General features: G+C 62.2%; 29 protein-coding genes. 11 read left to right on the top strand and 18 right to left on the bottom strand.

Features of this window, described 5'->3' with window-relative positions; genetic code table 11:
- Positions 1-68 precede the first annotated feature (68 nt).
- The 5 genes from A3C3_RS45050 to A3C3_RS48515 all read right to left on the bottom strand — a co-directional run bounded on the left by A3C3_RS45050 (position 69) and on the right by A3C3_RS48515 (position 1,984).
- Positions 69-212 carry a hypothetical protein gene (locus tag A3C3_RS45050; RefSeq protein WP_022713880.1) on the bottom strand — a complete coding sequence of 48 codons (144 nt, stop codon included), beginning with the start codon at positions 210-212 and terminating at the stop codon, positions 69-71.
- Positions 213-222: 10 nt separating this feature from the next.
- Positions 223-405 (bottom strand): hypothetical protein, encoded by a 183-nt coding sequence (locus tag A3C3_RS37935; RefSeq protein ID WP_022713879.1) that lies wholly within the window; start codon positions 403-405, stop codon positions 223-225.
- 42 nt (positions 406-447) lie between these two features.
- Positions 448-621 (bottom strand): hypothetical protein, encoded by a 174-nt coding sequence (locus A3C3_RS45960; RefSeq protein WP_167521925.1) that lies wholly within the window; start codon positions 619-621, stop codon positions 448-450.
- Between the two features lie 53 nt (positions 622-674).
- Positions 675-1,235: an FMN reductase gene (msuE, locus tag A3C3_RS0106930; protein ID WP_022713877.1), complete on the bottom strand. Its 561-nt coding sequence runs from the start codon at positions 1,233-1,235 to the stop codon at positions 675-677.
- Between the two features lie 458 nt (positions 1,236-1,693).
- Positions 1,694-1,984, bottom strand: a complete 291-nt coding sequence (locus A3C3_RS48515; protein WP_145611714.1) for a hypothetical protein — start codon at positions 1,982-1,984, stop codon at positions 1,694-1,696.
- 107 nt (positions 1,985-2,091) lie between these two features.
- On the opposite strand from A3C3_RS48515, the gene A3C3_RS41305 reads away from it, so the two are divergent.
- Positions 2,092-3,174: a peptidase dimerization domain-containing protein gene (locus A3C3_RS41305; protein ID WP_233450610.1), complete on the top strand. Its 1,083-nt coding sequence runs from the start codon at positions 2,092-2,094 to the stop codon at positions 3,172-3,174.
- Here the strand turns inward: A3C3_RS41305 and A3C3_RS0106900 are convergent.
- Genes A3C3_RS0106900 through A3C3_RS0106885 form a run of 4 tightly spaced genes read right to left on the bottom strand, consistent with a single transcriptional unit; the run spans position 3,075 to position 7,685 of the window.
- Positions 3,075-3,911, bottom strand: coding sequence for an alpha/beta hydrolase (locus tag A3C3_RS0106900; RefSeq protein ID WP_022713872.1), 837 nt, complete (start codon positions 3,909-3,911; stop codon positions 3,075-3,077). The two genes, A3C3_RS41305 and A3C3_RS0106900, sit on opposite strands and share 100 nt — an antisense overlap.
- Positions 3,912-3,922: 11 nt before the next feature.
- Positions 3,923-5,410 (bottom strand): NAD-dependent succinate-semialdehyde dehydrogenase, encoded by a 1,488-nt coding sequence (locus tag A3C3_RS0106895; protein WP_022713871.1) that lies wholly within the window; start codon positions 5,408-5,410, stop codon positions 3,923-3,925.
- A gap of 14 nt (positions 5,411-5,424) precedes the next feature.
- Positions 5,425-6,654: an iron-containing alcohol dehydrogenase gene (locus A3C3_RS0106890; RefSeq protein ID WP_022713870.1), complete on the bottom strand. Its 1,230-nt coding sequence runs from the start codon at positions 6,652-6,654 to the stop codon at positions 5,425-5,427.
- Positions 6,655-6,659: 5 nt separating this feature from the next.
- The gene (locus tag A3C3_RS0106885) at positions 6,660-7,685 is read right to left on the bottom strand and encodes an Ldh family oxidoreductase (RefSeq protein ID WP_022713869.1); all 1,026 of its coding nucleotides are present in this window, start codon (positions 7,683-7,685) and stop codon (positions 6,660-6,662) included.
- Positions 7,686-7,778: 93 nt separating this feature from the next.
- On the opposite strand from A3C3_RS0106885, the gene A3C3_RS0106880 reads away from it, so the two are divergent.
- Both A3C3_RS0106880 and A3C3_RS0106875 read left to right on the top strand, forming a co-directional pair.
- The gene (locus A3C3_RS0106880; protein ID WP_022713868.1) at positions 7,779-8,477 is read left to right on the top strand and encodes a GntR family transcriptional regulator; all 699 of its coding nucleotides are present in this window, start codon (positions 7,779-7,781) and stop codon (positions 8,475-8,477) included.
- 55 nt (positions 8,478-8,532) lie between these two features.
- A complete protein-coding gene (locus A3C3_RS0106875; RefSeq protein ID WP_022713867.1) occupies positions 8,533-9,126 on the top strand; it encodes a DJ-1/PfpI family protein in 594 nt (197 codons plus the stop codon).
- A 69-nt stretch (positions 9,127-9,195) separates the two neighbouring features.
- Here A3C3_RS0106875 and A3C3_RS0106870 read toward each other — a convergent pair whose 3' ends face one another.
- Genes A3C3_RS0106870 through A3C3_RS0106855 form a run of 4 tightly spaced genes read right to left on the bottom strand, consistent with a single transcriptional unit; the run spans position 9,196 to position 12,903 of the window.
- On the bottom strand, positions 9,196-10,380 hold the full coding sequence (locus tag A3C3_RS0106870; RefSeq protein ID WP_022713866.1) for a M24 family metallopeptidase: 1,185 nt from the start codon (positions 10,378-10,380) through the stop codon (positions 9,196-9,198).
- A gap of 32 nt (positions 10,381-10,412) precedes the next feature.
- Positions 10,413-10,826, bottom strand: coding sequence for a cupin domain-containing protein (locus A3C3_RS0106865; protein ID WP_022713865.1), 414 nt, complete (start codon positions 10,824-10,826; stop codon positions 10,413-10,415).
- 25 nt (positions 10,827-10,851) lie between these two features.
- A complete protein-coding gene (locus tag A3C3_RS0106860; protein ID WP_022713864.1) occupies positions 10,852-11,694 on the bottom strand; it encodes a phosphoenolpyruvate hydrolase family protein in 843 nt (280 codons plus the stop codon).
- Between the two features lie 12 nt (positions 11,695-11,706).
- Positions 11,707-12,903, bottom strand: a complete 1,197-nt coding sequence (locus A3C3_RS0106855; protein WP_022713863.1) for a Tm-1-like ATP-binding domain-containing protein — start codon at positions 12,901-12,903, stop codon at positions 11,707-11,709.
- Positions 12,904-13,003: 100 nt separating this feature from the next.
- On the opposite strand from A3C3_RS0106855, the gene A3C3_RS0106850 reads away from it, so the two are divergent.
- The 7 genes from A3C3_RS0106850 (at position 13,004) to A3C3_RS0106820 (ending at position 19,724) form a co-directional block, all read left to right on the top strand.
- Positions 13,004-13,645 (top strand): TetR/AcrR family transcriptional regulator, encoded by a 642-nt coding sequence (locus A3C3_RS0106850; RefSeq protein WP_022713862.1) that lies wholly within the window; start codon positions 13,004-13,006, stop codon positions 13,643-13,645.
- Positions 13,646-14,015: 370 nt separating this feature from the next.
- Entirely contained in the window at positions 14,016-15,323 is a 1,308-nt protein-coding gene (locus tag A3C3_RS0106845) for an ABC transporter substrate-binding protein (RefSeq protein WP_022713861.1), read from the top strand.
- A 149-nt stretch (positions 15,324-15,472) separates the two neighbouring features.
- Positions 15,473-16,378: a carbohydrate ABC transporter permease gene (locus A3C3_RS0106840; RefSeq protein ID WP_022713860.1), complete on the top strand. Its 906-nt coding sequence runs from the start codon at positions 15,473-15,475 to the stop codon at positions 16,376-16,378.
- 1 nt (position 16,379) lies between these two features.
- Complete coding sequence (locus tag A3C3_RS0106835; RefSeq protein WP_022713859.1) at positions 16,380-17,339, top strand: carbohydrate ABC transporter permease; 960 nt, start codon at positions 16,380-16,382, stop codon at positions 17,337-17,339.
- Positions 17,336-17,539: a hypothetical protein gene (locus A3C3_RS0106830; RefSeq protein ID WP_022713858.1), complete on the top strand. Its 204-nt coding sequence runs from the start codon at positions 17,336-17,338 to the stop codon at positions 17,537-17,539. The genes A3C3_RS0106835 and A3C3_RS0106830 overlap by 4 nt, the downstream gene beginning before the upstream one ends.
- Positions 17,536-18,645, top strand: a complete 1,110-nt coding sequence (locus A3C3_RS0106825) for an ABC transporter ATP-binding protein (RefSeq protein WP_022713857.1) — start codon at positions 17,536-17,538, stop codon at positions 18,643-18,645. Before A3C3_RS0106830 ends, A3C3_RS0106825 begins: the two co-directional genes overlap by 4 nt.
- On the top strand, positions 18,645-19,724 hold the full coding sequence (locus A3C3_RS0106820; protein ID WP_022713856.1) for an ABC transporter ATP-binding protein: 1,080 nt from the start codon (positions 18,645-18,647) through the stop codon (positions 19,722-19,724). The genes A3C3_RS0106825 and A3C3_RS0106820 overlap by 1 nt, the downstream gene beginning before the upstream one ends.
- Positions 19,725-19,774: 50 nt before the next feature.
- Here the strand turns inward: A3C3_RS0106820 and A3C3_RS0106815 are convergent, their stop codons facing one another.
- Genes A3C3_RS0106815 through A3C3_RS0106800 form a run of 4 tightly spaced genes read right to left on the bottom strand, consistent with a single transcriptional unit; the run spans position 19,775 to position 23,614 of the window.
- Positions 19,775-20,782 (bottom strand): NAD(P)-dependent oxidoreductase, encoded by a 1,008-nt coding sequence (locus A3C3_RS0106815; protein ID WP_022713855.1) that lies wholly within the window; start codon positions 20,780-20,782, stop codon positions 19,775-19,777.
- A complete protein-coding gene (locus A3C3_RS41300) occupies positions 20,779-21,495 on the bottom strand; it encodes a FadR/GntR family transcriptional regulator (RefSeq protein ID WP_145611710.1) in 717 nt (238 codons plus the stop codon). The genes A3C3_RS0106815 and A3C3_RS41300 overlap by 4 nt, the downstream gene beginning before the upstream one ends.
- 5 nt (positions 21,496-21,500) lie before the next feature.
- Positions 21,501-22,667 (bottom strand): mandelate racemase/muconate lactonizing enzyme family protein, encoded by a 1,167-nt coding sequence (locus A3C3_RS0106805; protein WP_022713853.1) that lies wholly within the window; start codon positions 22,665-22,667, stop codon positions 21,501-21,503.
- 59 nt (positions 22,668-22,726) lie between these two features.
- Positions 22,727-23,614, bottom strand: coding sequence for a sugar phosphate isomerase/epimerase family protein (locus A3C3_RS0106800; RefSeq protein WP_022713852.1), 888 nt, complete (start codon positions 23,612-23,614; stop codon positions 22,727-22,729).
- Between the two features lie 327 nt (positions 23,615-23,941).
- Here A3C3_RS0106800 and A3C3_RS0106795 point away from each other — a divergent pair, with 327 nt between their 5' ends.
- Positions 23,942-24,793 carry a sugar phosphate isomerase/epimerase family protein gene (locus tag A3C3_RS0106795; RefSeq protein ID WP_022713851.1) on the top strand — a complete coding sequence of 284 codons (852 nt, stop codon included), beginning with the start codon at positions 23,942-23,944 and terminating at the stop codon, positions 24,791-24,793.
- A 144-nt stretch (positions 24,794-24,937) separates the two neighbouring features.
- Here the strand turns inward: A3C3_RS0106795 and A3C3_RS0106790 are convergent, their stop codons facing one another.
- The gene (locus A3C3_RS0106790; RefSeq protein ID WP_022713850.1) at positions 24,938-25,414 is read right to left on the bottom strand and encodes a GNAT family N-acetyltransferase; all 477 of its coding nucleotides are present in this window, start codon (positions 25,412-25,414) and stop codon (positions 24,938-24,940) included.
- Between the last annotated feature and the right edge of the window lie 182 nt (positions 25,415-25,596).

Below are 25,596 nucleotides of genomic sequence, written 5' to 3'. Positions count from 1 at the left end.
CGTTCAAATGGCCGGCGCTGCGCGTTCGCACAGCAGAGACCATCTTCGATGCAGCAGCAGTCTGGACATCAGAGGACACCAACCACCAGTGCCAAAATGAAAGTGAACGACGAAACTATGGAGCCGACCGCCATGCAGTGCACGGCTTTGGATTGGATGTTCTTGGTATCCAACTTCTGGATTGGCCGACGAAGATCAAAAGCGAGTGCCATTGCCGTTTCCTCAGTACCAGGGTCCAGGCGCGGCACTCCAGTAATAGAGTTCATACTCGCGCAGTTCGCGGTCGCCTTCGTCGTGGTTTCGGGGCGCCTCGCCCGTATTTTGGCCGCGTGGCGTCGCATCCGATTTACTAGCAAAAAGGCTATCGAAGAGCGCTTTGAGATGGTTGACGAATTCCTGCATCATACGATCCTCCGTTTTGCGCAATTGCGATTGTATTGACCCGTCTCAGGAAATGAGCGAATGCCGGCGCGCATTCGTGAGCAAGTCATGGGCTGACGCGTACGGGCCGAAGAGCATGAGGAGGCGGTTTTCCTCCCTTTTCTCCAGGCGGTATCGCCGCGCAAAGTCGAAAACGCTCCACAGCTCTTCCGACAGAATTGCCGCATTGGTCTTGTCCATCTTTGCCTCCTTGTCGGCTTGAGCGGCGTTCGCGAGCGGATACACCCGGTCAGCTATTCGGCTGCGGCTAGAATTGGATTTTCTGCGGGGAAGAAAGCTGCGAGCTCACCGACCACCTCCTCGATCCGATTTGAGAGCGGCGCGGAAGAAACACGATAGTCTGTGAAATCACGATCGGATGCGTAAACAGCCGTCGGCAGGGTATGAGACATGAAGAAGCCGAACAGCGGCCGCAACTGATGTTCGACCATCAACGCATGACGGTCGCCTCCCCCTGTCGCCGTTATGACGATCGGTTTAGCCCGCAACTCATGCGGATCGATCAGGTCGACCAGGTGCTTGAAGAGGCCAGGATAGGAGCCCTTGTAGGTTGGCGCGCCGACAATAAGAGCGTCCGAGGTAACGATGGCATCGATAATCTCTTGCGCCTGATCATCGAGTTCCTTGCGCCAGATCGCACGGCCAAGCGACGGACCAACATCATGAAGGTCGTAAATCCTGCTTGTGAAGCCGTAGCGCTCGGTGGCGCGCTCTGCAACATTCTGAACAAGAGCATATGTCTTCGACGGACGATTGAAGCTGCCGGCGATGCCGACCAATTTGGGAGCAGCCATTTTGGTTCCTTTGCCTTCAAAGCGCGCGGACGGTCGCGCCAGTCTTCAATAATAAAGTCTATAAATTTACTCGATTAAAGAAACGGCAAACCCTGGTGACAGCCAAGAGAGAAAAATCTTTTCGCCGAATGCCGCGTCGCCAAGGCAGCTCGGAAGTCGCCACCAGGCATCGATCGGGCATTTGCCGAATAGCCTTGTTGCGTCGTGTGACGTGCCATCAAGCCCACCGGCCGACGTCTGGCTCATTTAGAACTGGATAATTGCCGCGGAGAAAATACCGATGTCGGCGGCCTGCAGAAGAGTGTCGGCGGCATATTCGGAAAAGCCGGCGCCGGCTAGAGGACAGCCGATGTCATGCGAGAGCGCTCACTGCCGGATCGCAGCAATGGCCACTGCAACCTTTCTTGCCTGCGCACGAATATCAGGGACCGCTGTAATTTCCCAGAATTGTCCCGCGCTCAGCGCTCCAACGACATAGATGAGTACGGAGCTTCCTCAGGGCGTGGTACGCGCGATTGCGGGTCGACGGTGATGCCGAGGCCGAGCGGATCTGCTTTTATCAGTCGCTGTCGCTGCATTTCGCGCAGTAACGGCGAATGGGCGATACCTGCCCGTTCCATGCCCGTGCAGTTTACGACCCAGTTCGCGCAAAGAGACAGAATGTCCTGGCGACCTCTGGCCCTGTATCGGAGATTGAGCGCTTCGTCCTGCTCGACCATATCCAAAAGGTAGCCGGCATGTATCGACACCTGACCGCCCCGCAGGAGTTCCTGAAAGCGCTCGAACACATCCGACGCGGTGCCGGTGGATATTCCACCAAGGCAATGCGTGGCGCAGGAACCGACTTCTCTCAGCGTTGGGCAACCGGTTCCAGAGCGTCTGGGTTTGCGGGCTCTTCAACGACGTCGACGTGGCGTTCACATGGCATCCGTGGGACGAGAACCTCGCATATAACGCCCGGATGCTGGCGACCAATCAGTTATACTTTACCTTCCGGGGCACCAGCGCCCATGCCGGATTCGAGCCACATCTTGGTCGTTCGGCGCTGGATGCGGTGGAACTGACGAATGTCGGTTGCAACTATCTGCGTGAGCACATCATTCAGGACGGCCGCATCCATTATGCGATCACCGACCCGGGTGGGCGAGCACCAAATGTGGTTCAGTCTCACGCGCAGGTGCTCTACAAAGTACGGGCTCCCCGAATGGACCAAGTGCGCGACATTACCGAGCGGGTGAAAGACGTCGCCCGCGGCGCGGCACTTATGACGGGGACGGAATTGGAGATCACCTTCGACGCCGCCTCAGCCGGTCTGGTGCCGAACGTTACGCTTGCCCGGATGATGCATCAGGAGTTTGAGAAGCTCGGCGTCGCCAGGTTTTCGAACAGTGAAAGAGACTTTGACGGGAGCATTCAGAAAACCTTCTCGGCCGAGGTGCACCCGCGGATCGCCAAGCACGGTAAAATCCTGTCCGAGGACCTGAACCCATTCGAGGAAGATCCGACGTTCCTGCATGGCTCGACCGACGTTGGAGACGTTAGCTGGCTGGTTCCAACCGGCCAGGTCTATGTCGCGACCGAGGCCTACGGAACCCCCACACACTTGGCAGATCGTCACGCAGGGGAAGTCGGGCTATGCCCACAAGGGAATGCTACAAGCCGGCAAGGTCATGGCCGCTTCGGCCGTACGGGCGCTGACCGATCCGGCGCTGGTCAACGCCGCGAAAGCCGAGCATCGAGAGCAACTCGGCGGCGAGAAATATGTGCCGCTGATTCCTGCGGATGCAACGCCGCAACGTTTGCGCTGACGGTAACGCAGGGGTTCACGGTCCTGCGCCCTCACCGCGATATCTCGCAGGCATCATTGGCAATGAAGGCGTGCAATGCCGCCGCTATGGGTGTGCCAACGACGGCGAGATCGCGTACCGTGCTCATGTGATCTCCGTCAGCAACGCGCGATGCTCGCACTTCAAGCCCTTGGGCGGCAAGAAGGTTCTTGAAGGCATTTGCCTGGGTTTGGAAGGGGTTAGTCTCCAGTTCGCCGGTCATGATAGCCACGCGCGTTGCAGGGTCGTGCTCGCGATTCATCGGCGTAAACCGTCGCACCTCCTCGTCGCTCAAGGCGATCTCGTCACGGAGGAAAGACGTCTGCAAGGGTTCGAGATCGTATAGCCCGCCAAGCAGGAAAGCAGCAATTACACCCGAGGGCGCTACCGAGCGATTGAAGAGAAAGGTCGCAAGATGTGCACCAGCGGAGTGGCCGCTGACCGAGAATCTCCCGGGCGTGGCGCCAAAGCGATCGGCATGCGCCAAAAGGAAAGCCTTGGCTTTCAGGACCTGACCGATCAGGACCTCCATCCTGGCGATGGGCATCAACGAATAATCGACAATAGCGGCGACCGCACCTGCGCGGATGATGGTCTCGGCGACGCAGGAATAGTCTTCCTTGGAGAACATACGCCAATAGCCGCCATGGATGAACATGTGGATCGGCACGCCCGAACCGGCACTATTTGGCAGGAAGATATCGAGCGTCTCGCCCGACTGGCGACCGTAGGCGACGTTGGCCTCCATGGCGACGGTGCGGCGAGTGACGCTGCTGCGGGTGCGGATATCGTCGACAATGTCGTCGAAACTTGCGACATGGTCACGAATACGGAACGGATCGGCGACCACAGGTTCCTCCTTCAGAAACTTGTCGCAATGTACTTGGCTTCCATGAACTCCGAAATCCCGTGATGCTGCCCTCCTTCACGTCCGAGACCGCTCTGCTTGACACCGCCAAAGGGGGCGGCGGGATCGGAGACCAGTCCACGATTGAGGGCGATCATGCCTGCCTCCACCTTCGAGGAGACGCGCATGCCACGGCCGATGTCGCGGGTATAGATGTAAGCGCAGAGGCCATATTCCGTATCGTTGGCGGCGGCAACGACCTCTGCCTCGCTGTCGAAACGGTAGAGCGGCGCCACGGGACCGAAAATCTCCTCGTGGTTCATGTCGGAGGCCGGGGAGACATCTGCAAGCACGGTCGGCGGATAGAAAAAGCCGCGTCCTGCCGGTGCCCGTCCGCCGCAGAGCGCGCGCCCGCCCCGCGAAATGGCGTCCGCAACGAGCCGGTCGATCTTCTCCACCGCCTTGCGCGTGATCATCGGACCGCATTCCGTGTCCGAATCCACACCCGGGCCAACCCTGAGAGCGGACATGCGTTGGGTAAATTTTTCCGCGAAGGCATCGTGGATACCGGACTGGACATAAATGCGGTTTGCGGCCGTGCATGCCTCGCCCGCATTGCGCATTTTCGCTACCATCAGGCCCTCGATCGCCGCGTCGAGGTCCGCATCGTCGAAAACGATGAACGGCGCGTTGCCGCCGAGTTCCATGGAGCAGGAGACGACATTCTTCGCCGCTTCCGCCAAAAGCGTGCGGCCGACGCCCGTCGAGCCTGTGAAGGAGAGTTTTCGCACGCGCGGGTCGGCCAGCATGGCGGCGGTGACAGGGCCTGGCGTCGACGTTGTCAGCACGTTGACGACGCCCGGCGGCACGCCAGCCTCCTCGTAGATGGCCGCAAGCGCATAGGCCGTCAGCGGCGTCTCGCTTGCGGGCTTCAGGATGACAGTGCAGCCGGCGGCAAGGGCTGGCGCGATCTTGCGGGTCGCCATTGCGGCCGGGAAGTTCCACGGGGTGATGAGAACGCAGATGCCGATAGGCTGGTAATCGACGACGATTCGGTTCGCGCCGGACGGGGCAATGCCGAACTCGCCGGAGATGCGCACCGCCTCCTCCGCGTTCCACCGGAAAAATTCCGCCGCATAGGCCACCTCGCCGCGCGCGTCGCGCAAGGCCTTCCCGTTCTCGAGCGAAATGAGTGTGGCAAGCGTTTCGGAGCGTTCCACCATGAGTTCGAAGCAGCGGCGCAGGATCTCGGAACGCTTTCGCGGCGGCGTCTCGCGCCAGCCTTCTGTCGCGCTTGCAGCAGCCTGTACGGCCGCCGCCGCATCCACGACAGTCGCATCGGGCACGGCGACAATGACGGCCTCGGTCGAGGGATCGATTACCTCAATCCGACCCCTGCCCGCGGCCGGCCGCCAGGCGCCGCCAATATAGAGGCCGTGGGAGAACGAGCGGAACCCGAAACGATCATGATCGGGATGCGAAGGATGCTGGTTGACGTTCATGATGTTTCTCAAGGTCAGAGGGCGGAAGCGGCCAGGTCGCCGTCATAGGCGGCGCGAACGAGGCTGCGCATGGCGGCCGAATCGAAGCAGCGCGGATTGTTCTTGATCAGCCGGCCGATGCCGAGCGCCTGCTCGGCGGTCCAGTCAAGCCGGTCTTCCGGCAGGCCGAGCCTGGCGAGCGTCGGCGAGATGCCGATCGCGGCGAAGAGGCGCCTTACCTCGCCGATCGCCGCATCGGCAAGCATCTCCTCGTCCTCCACGCCGGCTGGGTCGAGGCCGAGCGCCCTGCCGACAACAGCGATTTCCCCGGCGGCGACGCGGCGATTGTAGGTCATCACATAGGGAAGCATGGTGGCGACCCCGAGGCCGTGCGCCGTATGGGTCACGGCACCGACCGGATATTGCACCGCATGGGCCGCAGCGGTGCCCGCCGTGCCGAAGGCGCAGCCTGCCGCGAGCGCGCCCATCATCACATCGGTGCGCGCATCGATGTCCGAGCCGTCGACGAAGGCCTTTTCCAGGCTCCGGCTGAGGAGCCGGATGGCATGAAGCGCGAACTGATCGGAGAGATCGCTCTTGCCGACGAAGACATGCTGCTGCGCGAGTTGCGGATCGCCGGGGCGCCGCATGGCTGTGAAAGCTTCGATCGCATGCGTCAGCGCATCCGCACCTGCAGTCGCCGTGAGGCCCGCCGGGCAGGAGAGCGTGAGTTCCGGGTCGCAGATCGCCGCTGCGGCGATGAGATAGGGGCTCGAAATGCCGACCTTCAGCGTGCGGTCTGGATCGGAGACGACCGCGACGGGTGTGACCTCGGAGCCGGTGCCCGCAGTCGTCGGCACGGCGATGACCGGCAAGACAGGTCCTGGCACCTTGAACTCACCATAGTAATCGCCGAGCCCGCCGCCATGGGCGAGCAGCAGCGAGGCGCATTTCGCCATGTCGAGGCAACTGCCACCGCCGATGCCGATCACCATGTCGGGCGCAAAGCCGCCCGTGGCCTCCACGCAACCCGCGACCGTATCGCGCGGCACGTCCGGCAGCGTCTGGTCATACACCAGCACCGCGATGCCGGCGGCTTCGAGCGCGGCGATCATTTCCGCGAAGACGGGTGTCGCGGCAAAACGCCCATCCGTGCAGACGAGTGCACGCTGGCCGGTCCTACCGGCGACGCTCGCGAGCGCATGGCGTTGGCCGATGCCAAACAGGATTTCGCGTGGCAGCCTCAGGACGGCAAACAGGCTCATGATCTTTATCCTTCGAAGGCCGGTATGCGAGAGCGGGAAATCGCGTTGAGGTCTTCCCAAAGGCGTGGGTCGATATCGAAACCGTCGCGGCTCGCCGCCGCCCGCCGCCGGCGGGCACGATCGCCCGGCACGAGGACCGGCTCGCCGGCCTCGGCCGGCGGTGAGGCGCGGACGGCATCGAGATAGGCCGACAGCCGCGCTGGCAGTCCCGGTGCCAGACTGGGCTCGATCAATATGAAGACGTCGCCCTTGTTGCATGGCGACTGGCTGTCCAGGGTGCCGCGCACATCAGGCGCGAGCGCCGAGCCCGCAAGGGCCGCCACCAGCAGTTCCATCGCAAGGCCGAGGCCGTAGCCCTTCGCGTCGCCGAAGGGCGCGATCGCGCCGGCCTGGGCACGAACCGGATCCGTCGTCGGGTGACCCTCAGCATCTCGCGCCCAACCTTCCGGAAGGGGCCTGCCGACCACCGCGTGGTGATGGATCCTGCCCATCGGCACGAGGCTGGTGGCGAGATCGAGCACGAGCGGCTCCTCGGCGGTCGGCACGGCGATCGCGACTGGGTTGGTGCCGAGCATGGCCCGCGTGCCGCCGAAGGGATGAACCAACGACTCGCTCGACGAGAGCGCTATGCCGACGAAACCCATCGCGGCGATGGCCTCCACATAATGCGCGAGCATGCCGAGATGGTTCGCATTGCGCACGGCGACGAGGCCGATGCCCAGATCGGGAATGTGGGGTGCCAGCCGCTCGATCGCCGCCATGGCGACGACAGGGCCGAACCCCGAAGAACCCTCCACCTCCATCACCGCATCAGCCCGCCAGCGCTGCATGCCCTTCATCTCAGGGTCAATGACACCGCGCTTGATCCGTTCGACCAGTCGCGGCAGGCGGTGCAGACCATGCGAGGGGTGCCCCTTCATCTCGGCCGTCACCAGGACACGAGCCTGCAGGATCGCATGGTCACGCGGTGCCCCGTGCTCTTCCAGCAGGCGAGTGGCGAGCGCAAGGGCTGCCGCTTCGGATATCCGCATATTCCCTCCCTATATAAAATCGTATAGGATATAGGATTGTATTTGCCTCAGCATCGTGCTAGCGATCGAACCTGTCAAGAGGCAAGACAGCAGATGATTTTGACGAGACCCAACGAACCTTCAGCGGGCACGACCCAGATACAGCGCGCCAACAGCCTGGCCGGCGACGTCTACGAAGCGATCTTCAACCAGCTTATGTCCTTGAAGATCCCGCCGGGTGCGCGCATCACGGTCGACAGCCTGGTCAAGGAGTTCAACGTCTCCCACACCCCGATCCGCGAAGCACTCGGCCGGCTTGAAGGCGAGGGTCTCGTCGTCAAGCAGCATCTCGTCGGCTATCGTGCCGCACCCCAGATCACGCGCCACCGCTTCGACGAACTCTATGAACTCCGCTTGCTGCTTGAGCCCGCCGGCGCTGCGAAGGCGGCCCAAGCGATGAACGACGAAAGGCTCGCTATCCTGAGAGAGGCCGCAGGCGTGATGACGCGTAGCGACAACAGGGACGAGCGGGCGAACTATTCGAGCTTCGCCCGGCAGGACGCCATCTTCCACGACCGCATCATGGAATTTGCCGGCAACGAACTGATCCGCGAGATGCTGACGTTCCAGCACACGCATTTCCATATATTCCGACTGATGTTCCATCGTCGCGTGACCGAGGAGGCGCTCGGCGAGCATCAGACGCTGCTCGATGCTTTCGCGGCTCACGACCCCGACGCGGCGGAGAACGCAATGCGCATCCATATCGAACGCTCGCGCGACCGGCTGCTGCCGGCATTCGACGAAATCTGAGGAACCCGGCAGGCCAGGACGTGCCTGCCCGACCTGACAACGAGGAGGAGAACCCATGCCAGGCAAGAAAATCCTGATGCTCACCGGCGATTTCACCGAGGAGTACGAGATCTTCGTCTACCAGCAGGCCATGGAGGCCGTCGGCCATACGGTGCACGTCGTCTGCCCCGATAAAAAAGCGGGCGACATTCTGAAGACGTCGCTGCACGACTTCGAGGGCGACCAGACATATACGGAAAAGCTCGGACACAACGTCGTCATCAACAAGACCTTCTCGGAGGCCGAGGCGCAACTCGACGGATACCACGCCGTCTACTGCGCGGGCGGTCGCGGGCCTGAATATATTCGCACCGACAAGCGCGTTCAGACGATCGTCCGCCACTTCCATGAAACCCAGAAGCCGATCTTCACCATCTGCCACGGCGTCCAGATCCTGATCGCCGTCGATGGCGTCGTGCGCGGCAAGAAGGTGGGCGCGCTCGGCGCTTGTGAGCCGGAAGTGACGCTGGCCGGCGGCACCTATGTCGATCTGTCGCCGACGGAAGCTTATGTCGATGGCACGATGGTCTCAGCCAAGGGCTGGACGGCGCTCGCCGCCTTCATCCGCGAATGCCTAAAGGTTCTCGGCACGGAAATCCGTCACGCCTGAGACGACGGGACAAAAAGAATGGCCCGGCAGGTGACAGCAGCCGGACCTTTTTTGCGGTGGGGCCTGCAATCACGCGCCGCCGCGGTTCCAGCCCCGACCCGTGCTGCCGAACATCTCGTAGCCCGTCTCTGTGACGGCGAGCGTATCCTCGAGCTTGATGAAGCCGCGCTTCGGATGCAGCATGGTCGTCTCCACCGACAGCACCATGCCTGCCTCCAGCGGCCGGTCCGCATCGATCCCCTCATAGGCGACCGGGTGATTGGTCATCAGGAACGGCGCCTCGTGGCTGATCAGGCCCATACCGTGACAGAAGAAATCGGTGAAGACCGCAGAAGGCGACGCCTTCAGTTCCGCCTCTGCCGCCTCGATCATCTCGCGGCCGAAAGCGCCAGCCTGAACCCTGGCAAATGCCTTATGCTGGATCGCGTCGACCTCGGCGAGCAAATCCTCGAGTTCGTCGTCCGGCTCGCCCAGCACGCCCATGCGGCAAAGGTCGCCAATATAGCCGTGGTAGTTCCCGCCGGAATCAATCGACAGGACCTCGCCCTTCCCCCAGGCCTGCGGCGAGGCTGCGCGATTGTGGCTGGAGCCGAGCGTCAGCAGGCAATATTCGAAGTGGAGCCCGCGTGTCGTCTCCTCGCGCCGGAGCTGCTCGATGATCTCCGTCTTCGTCGAGCCTTCCCGGGCGCTGGCGATCGTCGCGTTCATCGCTTGCGTGATGAGTTCGGAAGCCGTCCGCAGCTTGGCAAGCTCGTCCGGCGTCTTGATCGCGCGCAGGCGTTCGAGCGTATGCGTCGCATCGATGAAACGCGCGCCCTCGAGCCCTGCCCCAAGCGCATCGCGGGCATCCGACGGCAGGAATGCCGGCTCGATGCCGATGCGCGTACCAGCCTTGCCGATCTTTTTCAGATGTTCGATGGCAAGCGCTGCGGCATCGATCGTGCCCCAGGTCGCCGTGTACACGGTCGGTGTCCAGAATGGATTGTTCTGGTGCTCGCCGCCTTCCATTCGGTTGCCGAGATAGGCCGCGTGGTCAGGTGCGCCCCTTTCGTAGACGACGACGGGCAGATACCGGCTATGGCCGATGGCATCCATGGCCGCAAAGAAGATGAACTTGTAGCCACCCATCAGATATTGCGTGTTGTGCTTAGAGGTGGCGACGATGACGTCGATACCTGCCTCCTCCATGAGCCGGTCGAGCTTGGCCGAATCGAACGGCGCCACGGCGGGCGTTTCCCTTGCGTTGATGTTCACCGTTTTTCCTCCCAGAAAATCTATGCCCGGCTTCACGAGCCCGGCGGCAGAAGGCGGAAGTCCGGCAGCTCGCGGAGCGCAAGCTCCGGCCCCGCCGGCGAATAGACGACGAAGAGCTGCATGGGCTCCGCGCCGGTATTTTTCGTCGAGTGGAAGCGGCTTTCCGGCACATAGACCGTGCAGCCGGGCCCGACCCTCGTCGTGATCGGATCGCCGTTCTCGTCCTCAACCATCTGCTCGCCCTCGCCGGAGATGACGAAGATGATCTCCTCTGCACCCGGATGATTGTGGCGGGCATGGCCCTTGCCACTCGGCAAGTCGACGACACCGCCGGAAAAACGGCTGGCGCCGTTGACCTCCGGCGCCACCGTCAGCGACAGCTTGCCCCAGTCGAAACCGAAGGCGCTCACATCCTTTGGATAGATGAAATACGCGTCCTTTGCCATGAAACGACCTCCTCCGTGTCCGTCCTCAGACGACCGCGCCGATGGCGAGCGCCTTGAATTCTTCCGTCTGCTTGCGGATCGCCGCCTCTGCCGGCAGGCGCTCCATCGAGCTTGCGCCGTAAAAGCCGTGGCAGCCGGGGCAACGCTCCAGGATGTAGCGCGCATCCTCAGGCATGGAGATCGGGCCGCCGTGACAGAGCACGATGACGTCGTCGCGCACGGAGCGCGCGGCCTTGGCAATCGCCGTGATCTCATCGACGCAGTCATCGAGCGACTTGCCGGAGGTGGCGCCGATCGTGCCGCCGGTCGTCACCCCCATATGCGCCACGACGATGTCGGCGCCGGCAACCGTCATGTCGATCGCCTCGCTCTCATTGAAGACATAGGGCGTCGTCAGCAGGTCGAGTCCGTGGGCGGTGGCGATCATCTCGACCTCCAGACCGTAGCCCATGCCCGTCTCCTCGAAACTCTGTCGCATCCGGCCGTCGAAGAGGCCGATTGTGGGGAAGTTCTGCACGCCGGAAAAGCCCATTGCCTTCAGGTCGGCGAGGAAGCGCGGCATCAGCACGAAGGGGTCCGTGCCGTTGACGCCGGCAAGCACCGGCGTCGTTTTCACGACGGGAAGCACCTCGAGCGCCATGTCCTTCACGATCTCGTTGGCATTGCCATAGGCGAGCAGGCCGGCCGCCGAGCCGCGGCCCGCCATGCGGTAGCGCCCCGAATTGTAGATGATGATGAGGTCGATGCCGCCCGCCTCCTCGGCTTTGGCGGAGATGCCCGTGCCGGCGCCGCCGCCGACGATCGGCATGCCGGCTGAGATCATGCCGTGGAATTTATCGAGGATGGTCTTGCGGGGTATGGCTGGCATTGATGTTGTCTCTCAGGGGTTGGCGATGTCACGATAGGCCGCGACGGCGGCCTCTGCGAATTGCGGGTCGTTGATATGGAGCGGCAAGCGGACGATGCGTCGCGCCGCAGTCGGTTTCACGGTCGCCTCCAGCGCGGCAAAGAGCGCGGCGTCGGCTTGCGGGTCGAAGAATGCACCGCCTTCGATGTCGAGGGCCGAGACGCCCTTCTCGGGAATGAGGAAGCGTACGGGGCCGTGGCACAGATTGAGCTTCTCGCCGATCCAGCGCCCGGTCTGCGCGCATTCGGCGGGCGTCGTGCGCATCAGCGTGACGTTCGGGTTGTGGCGGTAGAAGAGCCGGTCGGCATAGTGCACCGGCACCGTCTCCGGGGCCCAGAAATTAACCATGTCCAGCGCGCCGACGGAGCCGACATAGGGCAAGCCTGTGCGAGCGATCGCGCCGAAACGGTCCGGGGCGGCAGGCAGGACGCCACCGAGAAGCAGGTCGCAGACCTCGGTGGTCGTGATGTCGAGCACACCGGAGACGAGCCCGCTGTCGGCAAGCTTCTCCATCGTGCGCCCGCCCGTGCCGGTGGCGTGGAAGACCAGGCAATCGTAATCCGCCCTGAGGCGCTCGACCATGGCGGTTACTGCAGGTGTCGTTACGCCAAACATGGTAAGCCCGAGGGCCGGCTTCGACGCCGTCACCTCAGCGGGCCGGCTGGCCATGGCCGTGATCGCCTGGGCCGCATTGTGCAGGATGACCCGGCTCAGCCGGTTCAGGCCCGCCATGTCGGTGACCGAGGGCATCATCACGATGTCGGAAACATCGACATAGGGGGCGACATCGCCGGACGCGAGCGTCGAGACCATGATCTTAGGCAGGCCGAGCCGCAATTGGCGCATGCCTGCGGTGACGATCGAGGTGCCACCGCCTCCGCCGATACCGATGACGCCGGCAATGTCGTGGCGCTCGGCGAGGAAGCGCGAGAAGGCAATGCCCATCGCCTCGACCGCCCTGCCGCGGTCGTCGCAGGCAAGGACGGCTCCAACGCCCTGCGGATGGAAGGCCGCAACCGTCTCGGCATTTATATCGACGGCGGTCGCAGGCTGGCGTGTGCCGACATCGACGCGCACGACACTGCCGCCCGCCGTCTCGACGCAAGCGGCCAGATAGGCAAGCTCCTCGCCCTTCGTGTCGGCCGTTCCGACTACGTAGATGTGCTTCATTTCTCCTCCGCGACTAGGTGAAACCCCACCCGCCATATCTCGCTTTCACAGCCACTCCATCGGCTCTTGCAAATTTATGAGACGAGCGTATCATAAAGATATGCATGTCTCACGTCAACAGAACGAAACCGCCAAAACCGCCGAGCGAGGCCCGCGTGCCCGCACGCGGAAACTGATGCTCGAAACGGCAACGCGGCTCATGCAATCCGGCATCACTCCGTCGGTAAGCGAAGTCGCCGAGGCGGCCGAAGTGTCGCGTGCAACCGCCTACCGTTACTTTCCGAGCCAGGCTGCGCTCGTGCATGCCGTGGTGGACGAGGCTCTGGGGCCTATACTCGACTGGTCGTCCGACAGTCCCGATGCGCGCACCCGCGTTGCCGACCTGCTGGCGACCGCGATGCCGCGCATCGACGAGTTCGAGGCCACCTTCAAAGCGGCGCTGAAGCTCTCGCTGGACCAGTGGGCACAGCGCCAGGCCGGCACGCTCGGCAACGAGCCGTTGTTCACGCGCGGCCACCGCGTCGATCTCCTGAAGAGCGTGACTAGGCCCCTGCAGGGCACCGTGCCGCCCGAGGCCCGGGAACGCCTTGCACAGGCACTCTCCCTTGTCTTCGGCGTCGAGGTGCTGATCGTGTTGAAGGATATCTGGGGACTTACCTCCGAAAGCGCACAATCTGTTGCCGCATGGGCGGCCAAGGCGCTCGTTGAAGCTGCGGTACGGGAGGCGGGGAGCGAAGCATGACATTGACAACCCTTCGACCTGGAATGAAACTGGTTCGACCAGTTTAATGAATATCTTTTGTGTTTTTTGTCCGGATCGGCCACGATCAATCAGACTGCCCGACAAGACGACATCCAAAAATGCGAGATTATCGGTGAGATCTAGACACTTTGAAGGCGAGTCGCGGGCGGAAGCTCCGCCGAAAGTTGCTCTTGACGGCAATTATGTTTGGTACTACCAGATGAAGGAACCAGCATTCAGGCTAGAGATCTGAAACGGGCCAAGGGTCGGGGAGGCCCCACCAGAGCGAACAACCACCCATGAGGATCGGAAAGTCGGATCGGAAGGCCTGCAACGAAGCGGTAAGCGTGCATAAATGGGAGGAAACGTTATGCGCAAGACTATGACCGGTCTCTTGGCCGGTGTCGGCTTGATGTGGGCCTGCGGAACGTCCGCACAAGCCCAGGAACTGACGATCTTCTGGGCCGAGTGGGACCCGGCGAACTACCTTCAGGAGCTCGTGAACGAATACGAGGCTGAAACCGGCGTGAAGGTCACTGTCGAGACCACGCCGTGGGCCGACTTCCAGACCAAGGCCTTCACCGAGTTCAACGCCAAAGGCTCGGCCTACGACATGGTCGTCGGCGACAGCCAGTGGATCGGCGCTGCGTCCGAAGCCGGGCACTATGTCGATCTCACCGACTTCTTCAACAAGCACAAGCTCAAAGAAGTCATGGCGCCGGCAACGGTGAAATACTACGCCGAATATCCCTCGAACTCCGGAAAGTACTGGTCGATCCCGGCTGAAGGCGACGCCGTCGGCTGGTCCTACCGCAAGGACTGGTTCGAGGACCCCAAGGAGATGGAGGCCTTCAAGGCCAAATATGGCTACGACCTCGCCCCGCCCAAGACTTGGGCCGAGATGCGTGACATCGCCGAATTCTTCCATCGTCCGAACGAAAAGCGCTACGGCATCGCGATCTACACCGACAACTCCTATGACGGCCTCGTGATGGGCGTCGAAAACGCGATCTTCTCCTATGGCGGCGAGCTCGGCGATTATCAGAACTACAAGGTCGACGGCATCATCAATTCGGAGAAGAACGTCAAGGCGCTCGAAATGTATCGCGAGCTCTACGGCTTCACGCCTCCCGGCTGGGCCAAGACCTTTTTCGTCGAGAACAACCAGGCGATCACCGAGAATCTGGCGGCGATAAGCATGAACTACTTCGCCTTCTTCCCGGCGCTGGTCAACGAGGCGTCCAATCCGAACGCCAAGGTCACCGGCTTCTTCGCCAACCCGGCAGGTCCGGGCGGCGAACAGTTCGCAGCGCTCGGCGGCCAGGGTATCTCGGTCGTTTCATACTCGCAGAACCAGGAAGAGGCGATGAAATTCCTGGAATGGTTCATCAAGGACGAGACCCAGAAGCGCTGGGCCGAACTGGGCGGCTACACGGCAAGCGCCAAAGTGCTTGAATCGCCGGAATTCCAGAATGCGACTCCCTATAACAAGGCCTTCTACGAGACCATGTTCAAGGTGAAGGACTTCTGGGCGACGCCTGAATATGCCGAACTGCTGATCCAGATGAACCAGCGCATCTATCCCTTCGTCACCGCCGGCGAGGGCACGGCGAAGGAAGCGCTCGACGCGCTTGCCAAGGACTGGAACACGACCTTCAAGAAGTATGGCCGTCACTAGGCCTTGATGCAGCACGGGAGGGTGCGTAGCTCCCTCCCGTTTTTCTGCACCCGAGAACCAAACGACGCATGGCACTTGTTCATGCTCGGGTAATGCGCAACCGGATGCCATCACTGCGTCCAGCGCTCGGCTCTTTGAGGAGGAGCACATTGGCAACCGTCGTCATGACATCCCTGGACGCGAAATCGCGTGCCGCCTCGCGCGGCATGAGCGATATCAGTATCCGCAACCTGTTCATCATCCCGACGATCCTCTTTCTGATCGTCTTCAACATCTTTCCGCTGATCTATTCGCTCGGCTATTCCTTTACCGACTTCCGCGCCTCGTCAAACGCGCGGGCCAATTTCGTCGGCCTGCAGAATTATCGCGAGCTGCTCAACGATACCTTCATCTGGTCGAATTTTGCCATCACCGCAAAGTATGTGATCGTCTCTGTGACGGGGCAGGTGATCGTCGGCTTCGGCACCGCAATGCTGCTCAACCGCGACATTCCGCTGAAGGGTCTGCTCACCACGCTGCTCCTGCTGCCGATGATGCTGTCGATGGCAGTGGTCGGCCTCTTCTGGAAGCTGCTCTACGATCCGTCCTTCGGCATCATCAACTACGCGCTCGGCCTCGGCTCCTTTGAATGGCTGTCGAACCCCGACATGGCGCTCTACGCCGTGGCGATCACCGACATCTGGATGTGGTCGCCCTTCGTGATGCTGCTGTCGCTCGCCGGCCTTTCTGCCGTGCCGAAGCATCTCTACGAGGCGGCGGCTATCGACCGGGCAGGCCCGTTCTACACCTTCTTCCGCATCACGCTGCCACTGGTGGCGCCGATCCTGATGATCGCGATCATCTTCCGTACCATGGAAGCCTTCAAGACCTTCGACCTCGCCTATATCCTGACGAGCCAACCGACGACCGAGGTGATCTCGATCCGGCTCTACAAGATGGCCTTTCAGGAATGGCAGACAGGGCGCTCCTGCGCGCTCGCCTACATCGTGCTCATCATGGTGCTCGCCATCACCAACATCTACGTCAAGTATCTCAACAAGGTGAAGGAGCGCTGAGATGGCTGCCGTCCAAACCCGCTCCGAACGCGCGCTCAACCGGGTGGCGATCGCCGCCGTGCTGGTCATCACGCTGATCTTCCTGGCGCCGATCTACTGGATCACCTCGACGGCCTTCAAGCCGCGCAACCTCGCCACAACCATTCCGCCGACCGTGCTCTTCGAGCCGGAAATCTCGCCCTTCGTGAAACTCTTCACCAAGCGCTCACAACTGCGCGGAGCGCCGACTCCTGAAGAATATGCCGCCGCCCCCTGGTGGGAGCGCATGGTGTTCGACGGGGGCGAGAAGATCGTCCGCTCCGGCCGCGGCGAAATCCAGCCGTCCGGCTATCCGAACCGCTTCATGAACTCGCTGATCGTTGCCATCACGTCCACGGTGCTGGCCGTCGGCATGGGGACCTTCACGGCCTACGGCTTCTCGCGCTTCAAGGTAAAGGGAGAAGCAGACCTTCTCTTCTTCATCCTGTCGACCCGCATGCTGCCGCCCGTCGTCGTCGCCATCCCGATGTTCCTCATGTACCGCGTCGTCGGCCTCAACGACACGCACTGGGGCCTCATCATACTCTACACTGCCTTCAACCTCTCCTTCTCGGTCTGGCTCATGAAGGGCTTCATCGACGAGATCCCGAAGGAATATGAGGAGGCGGCACTCGTCGACGGCTACACCCGCATGCAGGCCTTCTTCAAGATCGTGATCCCGGAAGCCGCGACAGGCATCGCCGCCACCGCTGTCTTCTGCTTCATCACGGCCTGGAACGAATATGCATTCGCGCTGATCATGACGAACCGGCGCGCGCAGACCGCACCGCCCTTCATCCCCAGCCAGGTCGGCTCGGGCCTGCCGGACTGGACGGTGATTGCGGCCGGCACATTCCTGTTCCTGCTGCCGGTCGCCATCTTCACCTTCCTGCTCAGGAACCATCTCCTGCGCGGCATGAGCTTCGGAGCGATCCGCAAATGACCTTGCGCACCCTGAGCCAGAAATATCTCGAACCCGGTTCGCAGTACCTGATGATCTTCGGCATCATCGCGCTCTGCCAGCCCTGGAACCTGTTTCTCCACCGTTACGGCTTGACGATGACACTCGTCGGGCTGATCGCCTTCATGGTGACGACCAAAATCCCGCGGGACGAGCAACGAGACGAAGGCGGCCATTCATGACGCAGATCGAACTTCGCGGCATCCAGAAATATTTTGGTGCCGTCCAGGTCATCAAGAACCTCAATCTCGCCATCGCCGACAACGAATTCATCGTGCTGCTCGGACAATCCGGCTGCGGCAAGACGACGACCTTGCGTGCCATCGCGGGCCTGGAAACCATCGACGAAGGCGACATCCTGATCAACGGCCAGCCGGTGCAGCACATGAAGGCATCGGACCGGGACATCGCCATGGTTTTCCAGTCCTTCTCACTCTATCCGCACATGACGGTCTACGAAAACATCGCCTTTCCGCTGCGCGCGACGCGCATGAGCAAGGGCGACATCGAGACGGCGGTGCGCGAGATCGCGCGCGTGCTGCGCATCACCGAGTTTCTCGGCCGCAAGCCCTCGGCGCTTTCGGGCGGCGACATGCAACGCGTGGCGATCGGCCGGGCGCTCGTGCGCCGCCCAAAGGCCATGCTGATGGACGAGCCGATCGGCGCGCTTGACGCAAAACTGCGCGAGGAGATGCGCGCCGAAATCAAACGCCTGCATATCAAGCAGGGTTCGACCACCATCTACGTGACCCACGATCAGGTCGAGGCCATGTCGCTCGCCGACCGCATCGTCATCATGCACGAGGGAATTCTCCAGCAGGTAGGAAGCCCGTCCGAGGTCTATGCCTATCCGGCGAACATGTTCGTCGCGCAATTCGTCGGCAGCCCCGTCATGAACATGGCGCAGGCGACCGTCAGCGAAACGGGTGGCCATGCCAGCGTGCAGCTCAGCGGTGGGGCAAAGGGCTTCGAGTTCCCCGCCGCCCTTGCCAACCGCCTCTCGGACGCAAAGGCCGAAAACGGCAAGCTGACGCTCGGCGTCCGGCCAGAGGGAGTACTCATCTCGCGCGAGGCCCGCGAGGGCTTCATGCAAGTCGAGGCGCATATCATCGAACCGCTCGGCTCGCACGACATCGTCGACCTGAAGGTCGGCGACCAGATGATCAGGGCCCGCACCAAGAGCGGATTCGTGCCCGGTCCGGGCGAAGCCGTCTGGGCGCGCATCGACCCCGGCCAGGCGCATTTCTTCAACACCGCGACCGGCTCGTCGCTCGGGATCAGACTCTGATGGCGCATATCGAACTCAAGGGTATCACCAAGACCTTCGGCAACCACGTGGCGCTGAAAGACCTGAACATCGAGATCGCTGACGGCGAGTTCTTCGTGCTGCTCGGCCAGACCGGTGCCGGCAAGACGACGACGCTGCGCCTGATCGCCGCTCTGGAAAAGCCGACGGCAGGGCAGATCCTCATCGACGGGCAGGACGTCGCCGACTGGGGTGCCGCCGAGCGCGACGTGGCCCTGGTGCTCCAGCAATATTCGCTCTATCCGCGTTATACGGTGCGGGAGAACCTGGAATTTCCACTGAAACCTCGCATCCGCCGCGTCGAACCTGCAGAGATCAAGGAACGCGTCGACCGGGTCGCGAAAACCCTGCGCATCGAGCACCTGCTCGACCGCAAGACGGACCGGCTGTCGGGCGGCGAGATGCAGCGCGTCTCGATCGGCCGAGCCATAGTACGCAAGCCGCGCGTCTTCCTGATGGACGAGCCGCTGTCGGCGCTCGACGCGAAACTGCGCGAGGCGCTGCGCACCGAGCTGAAAAACCTGCAGATGAACCTGGGCGCGACTTTCCTGTTCGTCACACACGACCAGATCGAGGCCATGTCGATGGGCGACAAGATCGGCGTGCTGAACAACGGCCATCTCGTGCAGACGGGCACGCCACATGAAATCTACAACAAGCCGGTCAACACCTTCGTTGCCCGCGCGGTCGGCTCGCCGCCGATGAACCTGATCGATGGCAGGCTTGAAGGCGGCGAGGCCGTGGCCACCGAGGGCTACCGGCTGCCGCTCGGCAACGGGCACGGGATTGCGACGGACGGTCGCCCGCTCACCTTCGGCATCCGCCCCGAGGACCTCTTCCTCGACAGCGGTGCGCCGGGGGAAGCACGGGTGCACGACGTGGAGAACCATGGCGTCGAAAAGATCGTGACGCTGCGAACCGGCAACGGGGAGCTGTTGCAGGCAACCGTGCCGGCCCGCACCGAGCTGGAGATCGACGAGTCCGTGCGCTTCTCTTGGAATCCTGAAAAGGTCGTGCTTTTCGACGGCAACAGCGGTGTGAGCCTGCAGTACGCGAGCTGACCTGATAGATCCGAAAGATGCCAACGGCCCGCGTGACACCGCGGGGGCCGCTAGCGTTTCGGATTATCGCGGAGGGGCTCGGAGCTATCCGGAAAGCGCCGGCGATAGTGTTCGACCACCTCGGGATTGCGCAGATTGACTGGCAGTTCGCCGTTCATGATGCGCATGGCTTCGCTGGCCGCGCCCATTCCCATACGCATCATGCTCTCTTGCGTTAGACCGGCAAGATGGGGAGTGACGATGACATTGTCGAAGCCGAAATAGGGATGGTCGAGCGGGAGCGGCTGCGTTGCGAAGACGTCGAGCGCGGCTCCGCCGATGCGGCCATCGTGCAGCGCCTGGATCAGCGCCGCATCATCGATCACCGGGCCGCGCGAGACGTTGACCAGAATGGCATCGGGCTTCATGCGGCCGATGCGCTCGGCATTGAGCAGGCCGGTCGTCTCCGGCGTCAGGGGACAGCAGAGCACGACGACGTCGGCTGTCGCGACGAGGTCGTCGACCGGCAGGTAGCGCGCACCATGTGGCACGCTTTCAGGCGACCGGCTCGTGGCGACCACCTCCACGCCGAAACCGAACTTCGCGACCCGGAAGATCGCCTTGCCGACATTGCCCATGCCGACGATGCCTATGGTGCGGCCGCCGAGGTCCACAGCCCCATCCGACTGGCTGCGTCCCGCCGCCCAGCCCTTCTGCCGCAGTTCCCGGTCCATCAGGCGGAAGCGCCGAAGCAGGGCCATCGTCACGAGGAAGACGTGCTCGGCGACCGTCGGCGCATTGACGGCCGGCACGTTGGCGACGAGCACGCCGGCACGGGTCGCCGCATCCATCGGCACCATATCGAGCCCGGCGCCGTGGCGGATCGCAGCGCGAAGCGCCGGCGCATCCTGAAAGAAGGCCGGCGGGATCGGCGCGCGCACGACGATGATCCCCGCGCCCCGCCCTTCTCGAAGCAGCGTTTCGGGATCGGGGGCGGACGCGACGCGCAGATCGCTCGCAGCCTTGAGCATGGCCTCGGCCGCTGGATGCAGGGGATGCGTGGAAAAGATGAAGCTCATCGGCCCTCCCAGTCAGCTACGTCTATCCGGCGACCGTCGCTGGCGCCGATGAGACCCTTCCAGTAGCTTTCCGCACCCTGGAGATGCGCGTTCATCAGCGCTTGGGCGAGATTGCCGTCGCGAGCAATAAGCGCCTCGTAGATGCGGATATGTTCCTCATGCGAGCGCCGGCTGCGGGCGATGTCGGCGAAATAGATCGGCAGGCGCTGCTCGCCCATCACGTAGTAGACACTGCACACGCGATAGAAGACGCTATTCTTGGTCGCGCGGACGATCTCCAGATGGAAATCCCGGTCCTCGCGCGCCAGCCCCTCGCCAGCGGCAAGCTTCGCCTCGGACGCGGCGAGGATATCGCGCAGGCGCTGGTAATTCTCTTCCGTCGCCCGCAGGCAGGCGAGTTCGGCGGCCTTGATCTCATGGATCTTGCGAAGCTCCACCGTCTCGTAGATCAGGATCGGATCAAGCGGCACGCCGGCGCGGGCAAAGAGTGCCATGGCCTCGACGCTCGCCTCTGTGGTCGTCAGGTAGATACCGGACTTGGCGCGGCGCTCGACGATGCGCATAGCCTCCAGGATCGCCAGCGCCTCGCGAATCTGGCCGCGGCTGACGCCGAAATGCTCTGCAAGCTCCCGCTCTGAAGGCGTGCGGCCGTTGTCGCTCGAATTCGAGAAAAGATATCCTGCAAGATCGGAGAGTAGGGAGTTTTCTTTCATCGTCACTATCTTTGCGCGTGAGCCTCCAGGACCCGCTGATTGATCGTGAAGCCCAGGCCGGGTCTATCAGGAATCTCTATCATGCCGTCCTTCACCGACACAGTATCCTCGACGAGATCATGGATCATCGGATTGGCGCCGAGCGAATACTCGATGACGAAGCTTGCCGGGGAAGCCGCGCACAGGTGCAGGCCCGAGAAAAAACAGGGCGCACCGGCCCACAGATGCGGTGCGAAACGAAGGTTGAAGGCGCTGGCGAGCGAACTGATGCGCATCGCCTCCGTGATGCCGCCGCAGAAGGCCGGATCGGGCTGAAATATATCGGCGGCCCGCAGCACCGCAAGATCGCGGAAGGCAAAACGGGTCGCCTCGCTCTCGCCCGCGGCAATCGGTACATTACCCGCCGCGCGTACCTCCGCCATGCCCGGCTTGTCGTCGGCTATCACCGGTTCCTCGAACCAGGCGAGGTCGCAATCCGCCACCATCTGGATGAAGCGCTTCGCCTCGGCGACCGTGTAGGTGCCGTGCGCATCGACCATCAGGTCGATGTCGGGGCCGATCGCCTTGCGAGCCGCCCGCACCCGCGAGGCCGAGACATGCGGCGCACGGTCCATCGCGCCGACGCGCATTTTGACCGACTTGAAGCCGTCCGCCGCGATATAGGACTGGAGCTGCTCGCCGATCCTCTCCACGCTCTCCCAACCACCCGAAGCATAGGCAGGCAATCTGTCCGCCTTGCGGCCACCCAGCAGCTTCCAGACGGGGACGCCGAGCGACTTGCCGAGAATGTCCCACAGCGCCATGTCGACCGCGCTGATCGCCGCGACGGATAGACCGCGCCGCGCGAGCTCCGGCATGGCGTGACCCGAAATCGCCGCCATCTCGTGGCGTACGCCGTTGTAGAGCATCTCCCATATGGCGGAGATGTCGGCAGGGTCACGGCCGATGAGCGTCGGCCCCACCTCGTGGTTCAGCATATGCACCAGCGTACCATAGGTGCCTGCGCTGCCGGCGGCATTCTTGCCCTCTCCCCAGCCGACGATGCCGTCATTCGTCTCTATACGCACGATCGCGGCGTCGAAGGACGTCAGTCGGCCGAAGTCGCTACGGTGTTGGCGGCTCGCCTCGATGGGAATTTTCACCCACCAGGCCTCTACGGTTTTGATACGCATGTGTCGGATCCCCCGCCCTCACGACCTCGCGGGCGCGAGGGCATATGCCTTTGCGTTCGTCATTTGATCAGCGGCAGGATCGTCTCGGCCGTGATCCGCATCTGATCGTCGTAGAACTTCTCGGTGAGAAGGCTCGAGCCGTGGTCCTGGATGAACTTCAATTGCTCCGGCGGGATATCGACGGGGCTGCGCTCCACCATGTCCGGGTACTTGGCGGCCGGCGTGCGATCGACGGGAGCGACGAACTCGTTCGTCACCGCGCCCTCATAACCGATCTCCTTCAGCGTGCCGATGATCTTAGACCAGTCGAGCTGGCCGAGGCCGGCGGCGAAGCGATTGTTGTCGGCGACGTGGAAATCGAAGAGGCGCTTCCCTGCCAGCCGGATCGCGTCGTACATGTCCTCCTCCTCGATATTGAGATGGAAGGTATCGAGGCAGACGCCGCATTGCGGGCTCACCGCATCGGCCAGCGCCAGCGCCTGAGCGGCGCGGTTGAAGAGATAGGTCTCGAAGCGGTTGAGCGGCTCGATCGCCAGCCGCACGCCCTTCGTCTGCGCGTGGGTGAAGCACTCGCGGGTGGCGTCGACCACCCACGTCCACTCCTCGTCTTCGGTCGCGTCCGGCACTACCTTGCCGACGGTCGCCGGCACAAGCGTGACGATCTCGCCCTCGAGTTCGCTGACCATGGTGATGACGCTCTTGACGTAATCCACCGACTTGGCGCGCTGGCCCTCGTCCTTGGCGGCAAGGTTGCGCTCGCCTAGCGTCAGGGTGACGGCGCCCCAGCAGCGGATGCCGTGTTCCTTCAGCAACGCGCGCGTTTCCTTCACATCGTACTGTGTCGGCTCGCCCGATATCTCGATGCTCTCGTAGCCGTATTTCTTGATGCGCTTCAGCGTGACGGCGAGCGGTTCCGCCCGCATCCAGTTGTGTGTTGAAAGATGCATGAGGTCCTCCCGGGCTGTTGCGGCTCGCTCGACCGCCGAGGGCGGCAAACGGTCACCTTCTCGTCGGCCAGTCCCCCGCCATTTCGATAATCTGGTTCGGCCAATTGTCGCCGCTTGAAAGATCTAGCGCAATTTCTCACCCTCTGCAAGGCGGAACGAGAAACGGCAATATATCTTATTATACCGATGTTTAATGTTTAAGTCCGGATTTTGCGCTAATCCAGCAGACGAGCGATGCCGAGAATTGGCTTGACTGGATACCCGATTTTGGTACGACCAGATTGCGGTGGAAACACGCAGCGGCCGAATGGCCCGGAGGGATGAGACATGAAGATCGGCATGTGCATGTTCCTGTGGACGACGAGTGTCGGCAGGAAGCACGAGGGACTGTTGCGCGACATCAAGGACACCGGGTTTGATGGCGTCGAGATTCCGATCTTTTCGGGGACGCCCGACGACTACCGTCGGCTGGGGGCCCTGCTCGACCGGATCGGCCTGGAACGGACCGCCGTTTCCGCCATGGGCGACCCCTCGATGAACCTGATCGCTCTCGACGCCACGACCCGCAGACGCGGGATCGACTATATGAAATGGGCAATCGACTGCAGCGATGCACTCGGTGCCAAGATGCTGAGCGGGCCGCTGCATTCGACGCTCGGCCAATTTTCCGGAAGCGGGCCGAGCGCGGCGGAACTCAAGCGCTCGATCTCCTCGCAACGCGCGATCGGCGATCATGCAGCAAAGCGCGGGGTCACAATCGGGCTCGAGGCGCTGAACCGCTTTGAATGTTACCTATTCAACACAATGGACGCCCTTGCGGCCCATGTCGACGCGGTCGGGCATCCAAATATCCGCGCTATGTACGACACGTTCCACAGCAATATCGAGGAGGCCGATCCCATCGGCGCCTTCACGCGAAACAGGGACCGCATCGTCCATGTCCACATTTCGGAAAACGACCGCGGCGTACCGGGGCGCGGCAACATTCCCTGGGCGGAGACGTTCAAGGCGCTACGCGCGAGTGGTTACGACGGCTGGCTGACAATCGAAGCCTTCGGCCGGGGGCTCAAGGACCTTGCCGCCGCGACAAAGGTCTGGCGCGACTTTTTCGAGACACCGGAAGCGGTCTATCGCGAAGGCTACCGCCATATCCGCGAAGGATGGCATGCGGCGGCATGAACGCGATGCCGCCAATCAGTCCGAATTTCGATCCGGGAGCGACCGCACGTCATTCCGCTCTCTCGGGGTCGACATTCGCAAGCGAAGGACGGCACATTCGATTTTCAAGTGCGACATGCCCTAGATCCAAAGGCTTCCTTTTCCCTAGCCTGCCGCGAAACTCTTGAGCGCCTCCCCAGACAAACGATAACGGATCCATTCGTTCATGGGTTCAGCGCCGATTGCTTCATAGAGGCGGATCGCTGGCTCGTTCCAGTCGAGTACGCTCCATTCAAACCGACCACAGCCAGTTTCGAGAGCGATTTCAGCCAGTCGTTTGAGCAGGGCCTTGCCCGCGCCCAGTCCGCGCGCCGCTGGCGTCACATAAAGGTCTTCGAGATAGAGCCCGTTTTTTGCCTGCCAGGTCGAGTAATTGAAGAACCAGACAGCCATGCCGACCGGCCGGCTATCCTGTTCGCAGATCAATGCGCTACTCACAGAATTCGTGCCGAAAATCGACTCTTCGATCTTCTGAATGGTAGCGGCGACTTCGTGCTCAGCTTTTTCATAGATCGCCAGTTCGCGAATGAAACCCAAAAGCGTCGCCGCATCTTCACGGACAGCCTCACGTATGGTCAACACGACAGAAAATCCCTTAAATTCACTGGCGGAGGCTATGTGTTTAGACAGGCGCTGATGTCAAGTCGGCGGCATTCGTTCTTTTCGGCTCCGGCGAAACCGCGGCTGAACTCGGCTCCGGGTCACTACGTCTCTAGTTACCGCCAATTCGTGAAAGGTCTATTCGCATCCCGCCCTTGCCCAAA

Source organism: Rhizobium mongolense USDA 1844 (assembly GCF_000419765.1).
Classification (GTDB): domain Bacteria; phylum Pseudomonadota; class Alphaproteobacteria; order Rhizobiales; family Rhizobiaceae; genus Rhizobium; species Rhizobium mongolense.
The sequence above is the reverse complement of the archived record's forward strand: the minus strand, read 5'-3'. Positions and strand labels throughout refer to the sequence as shown.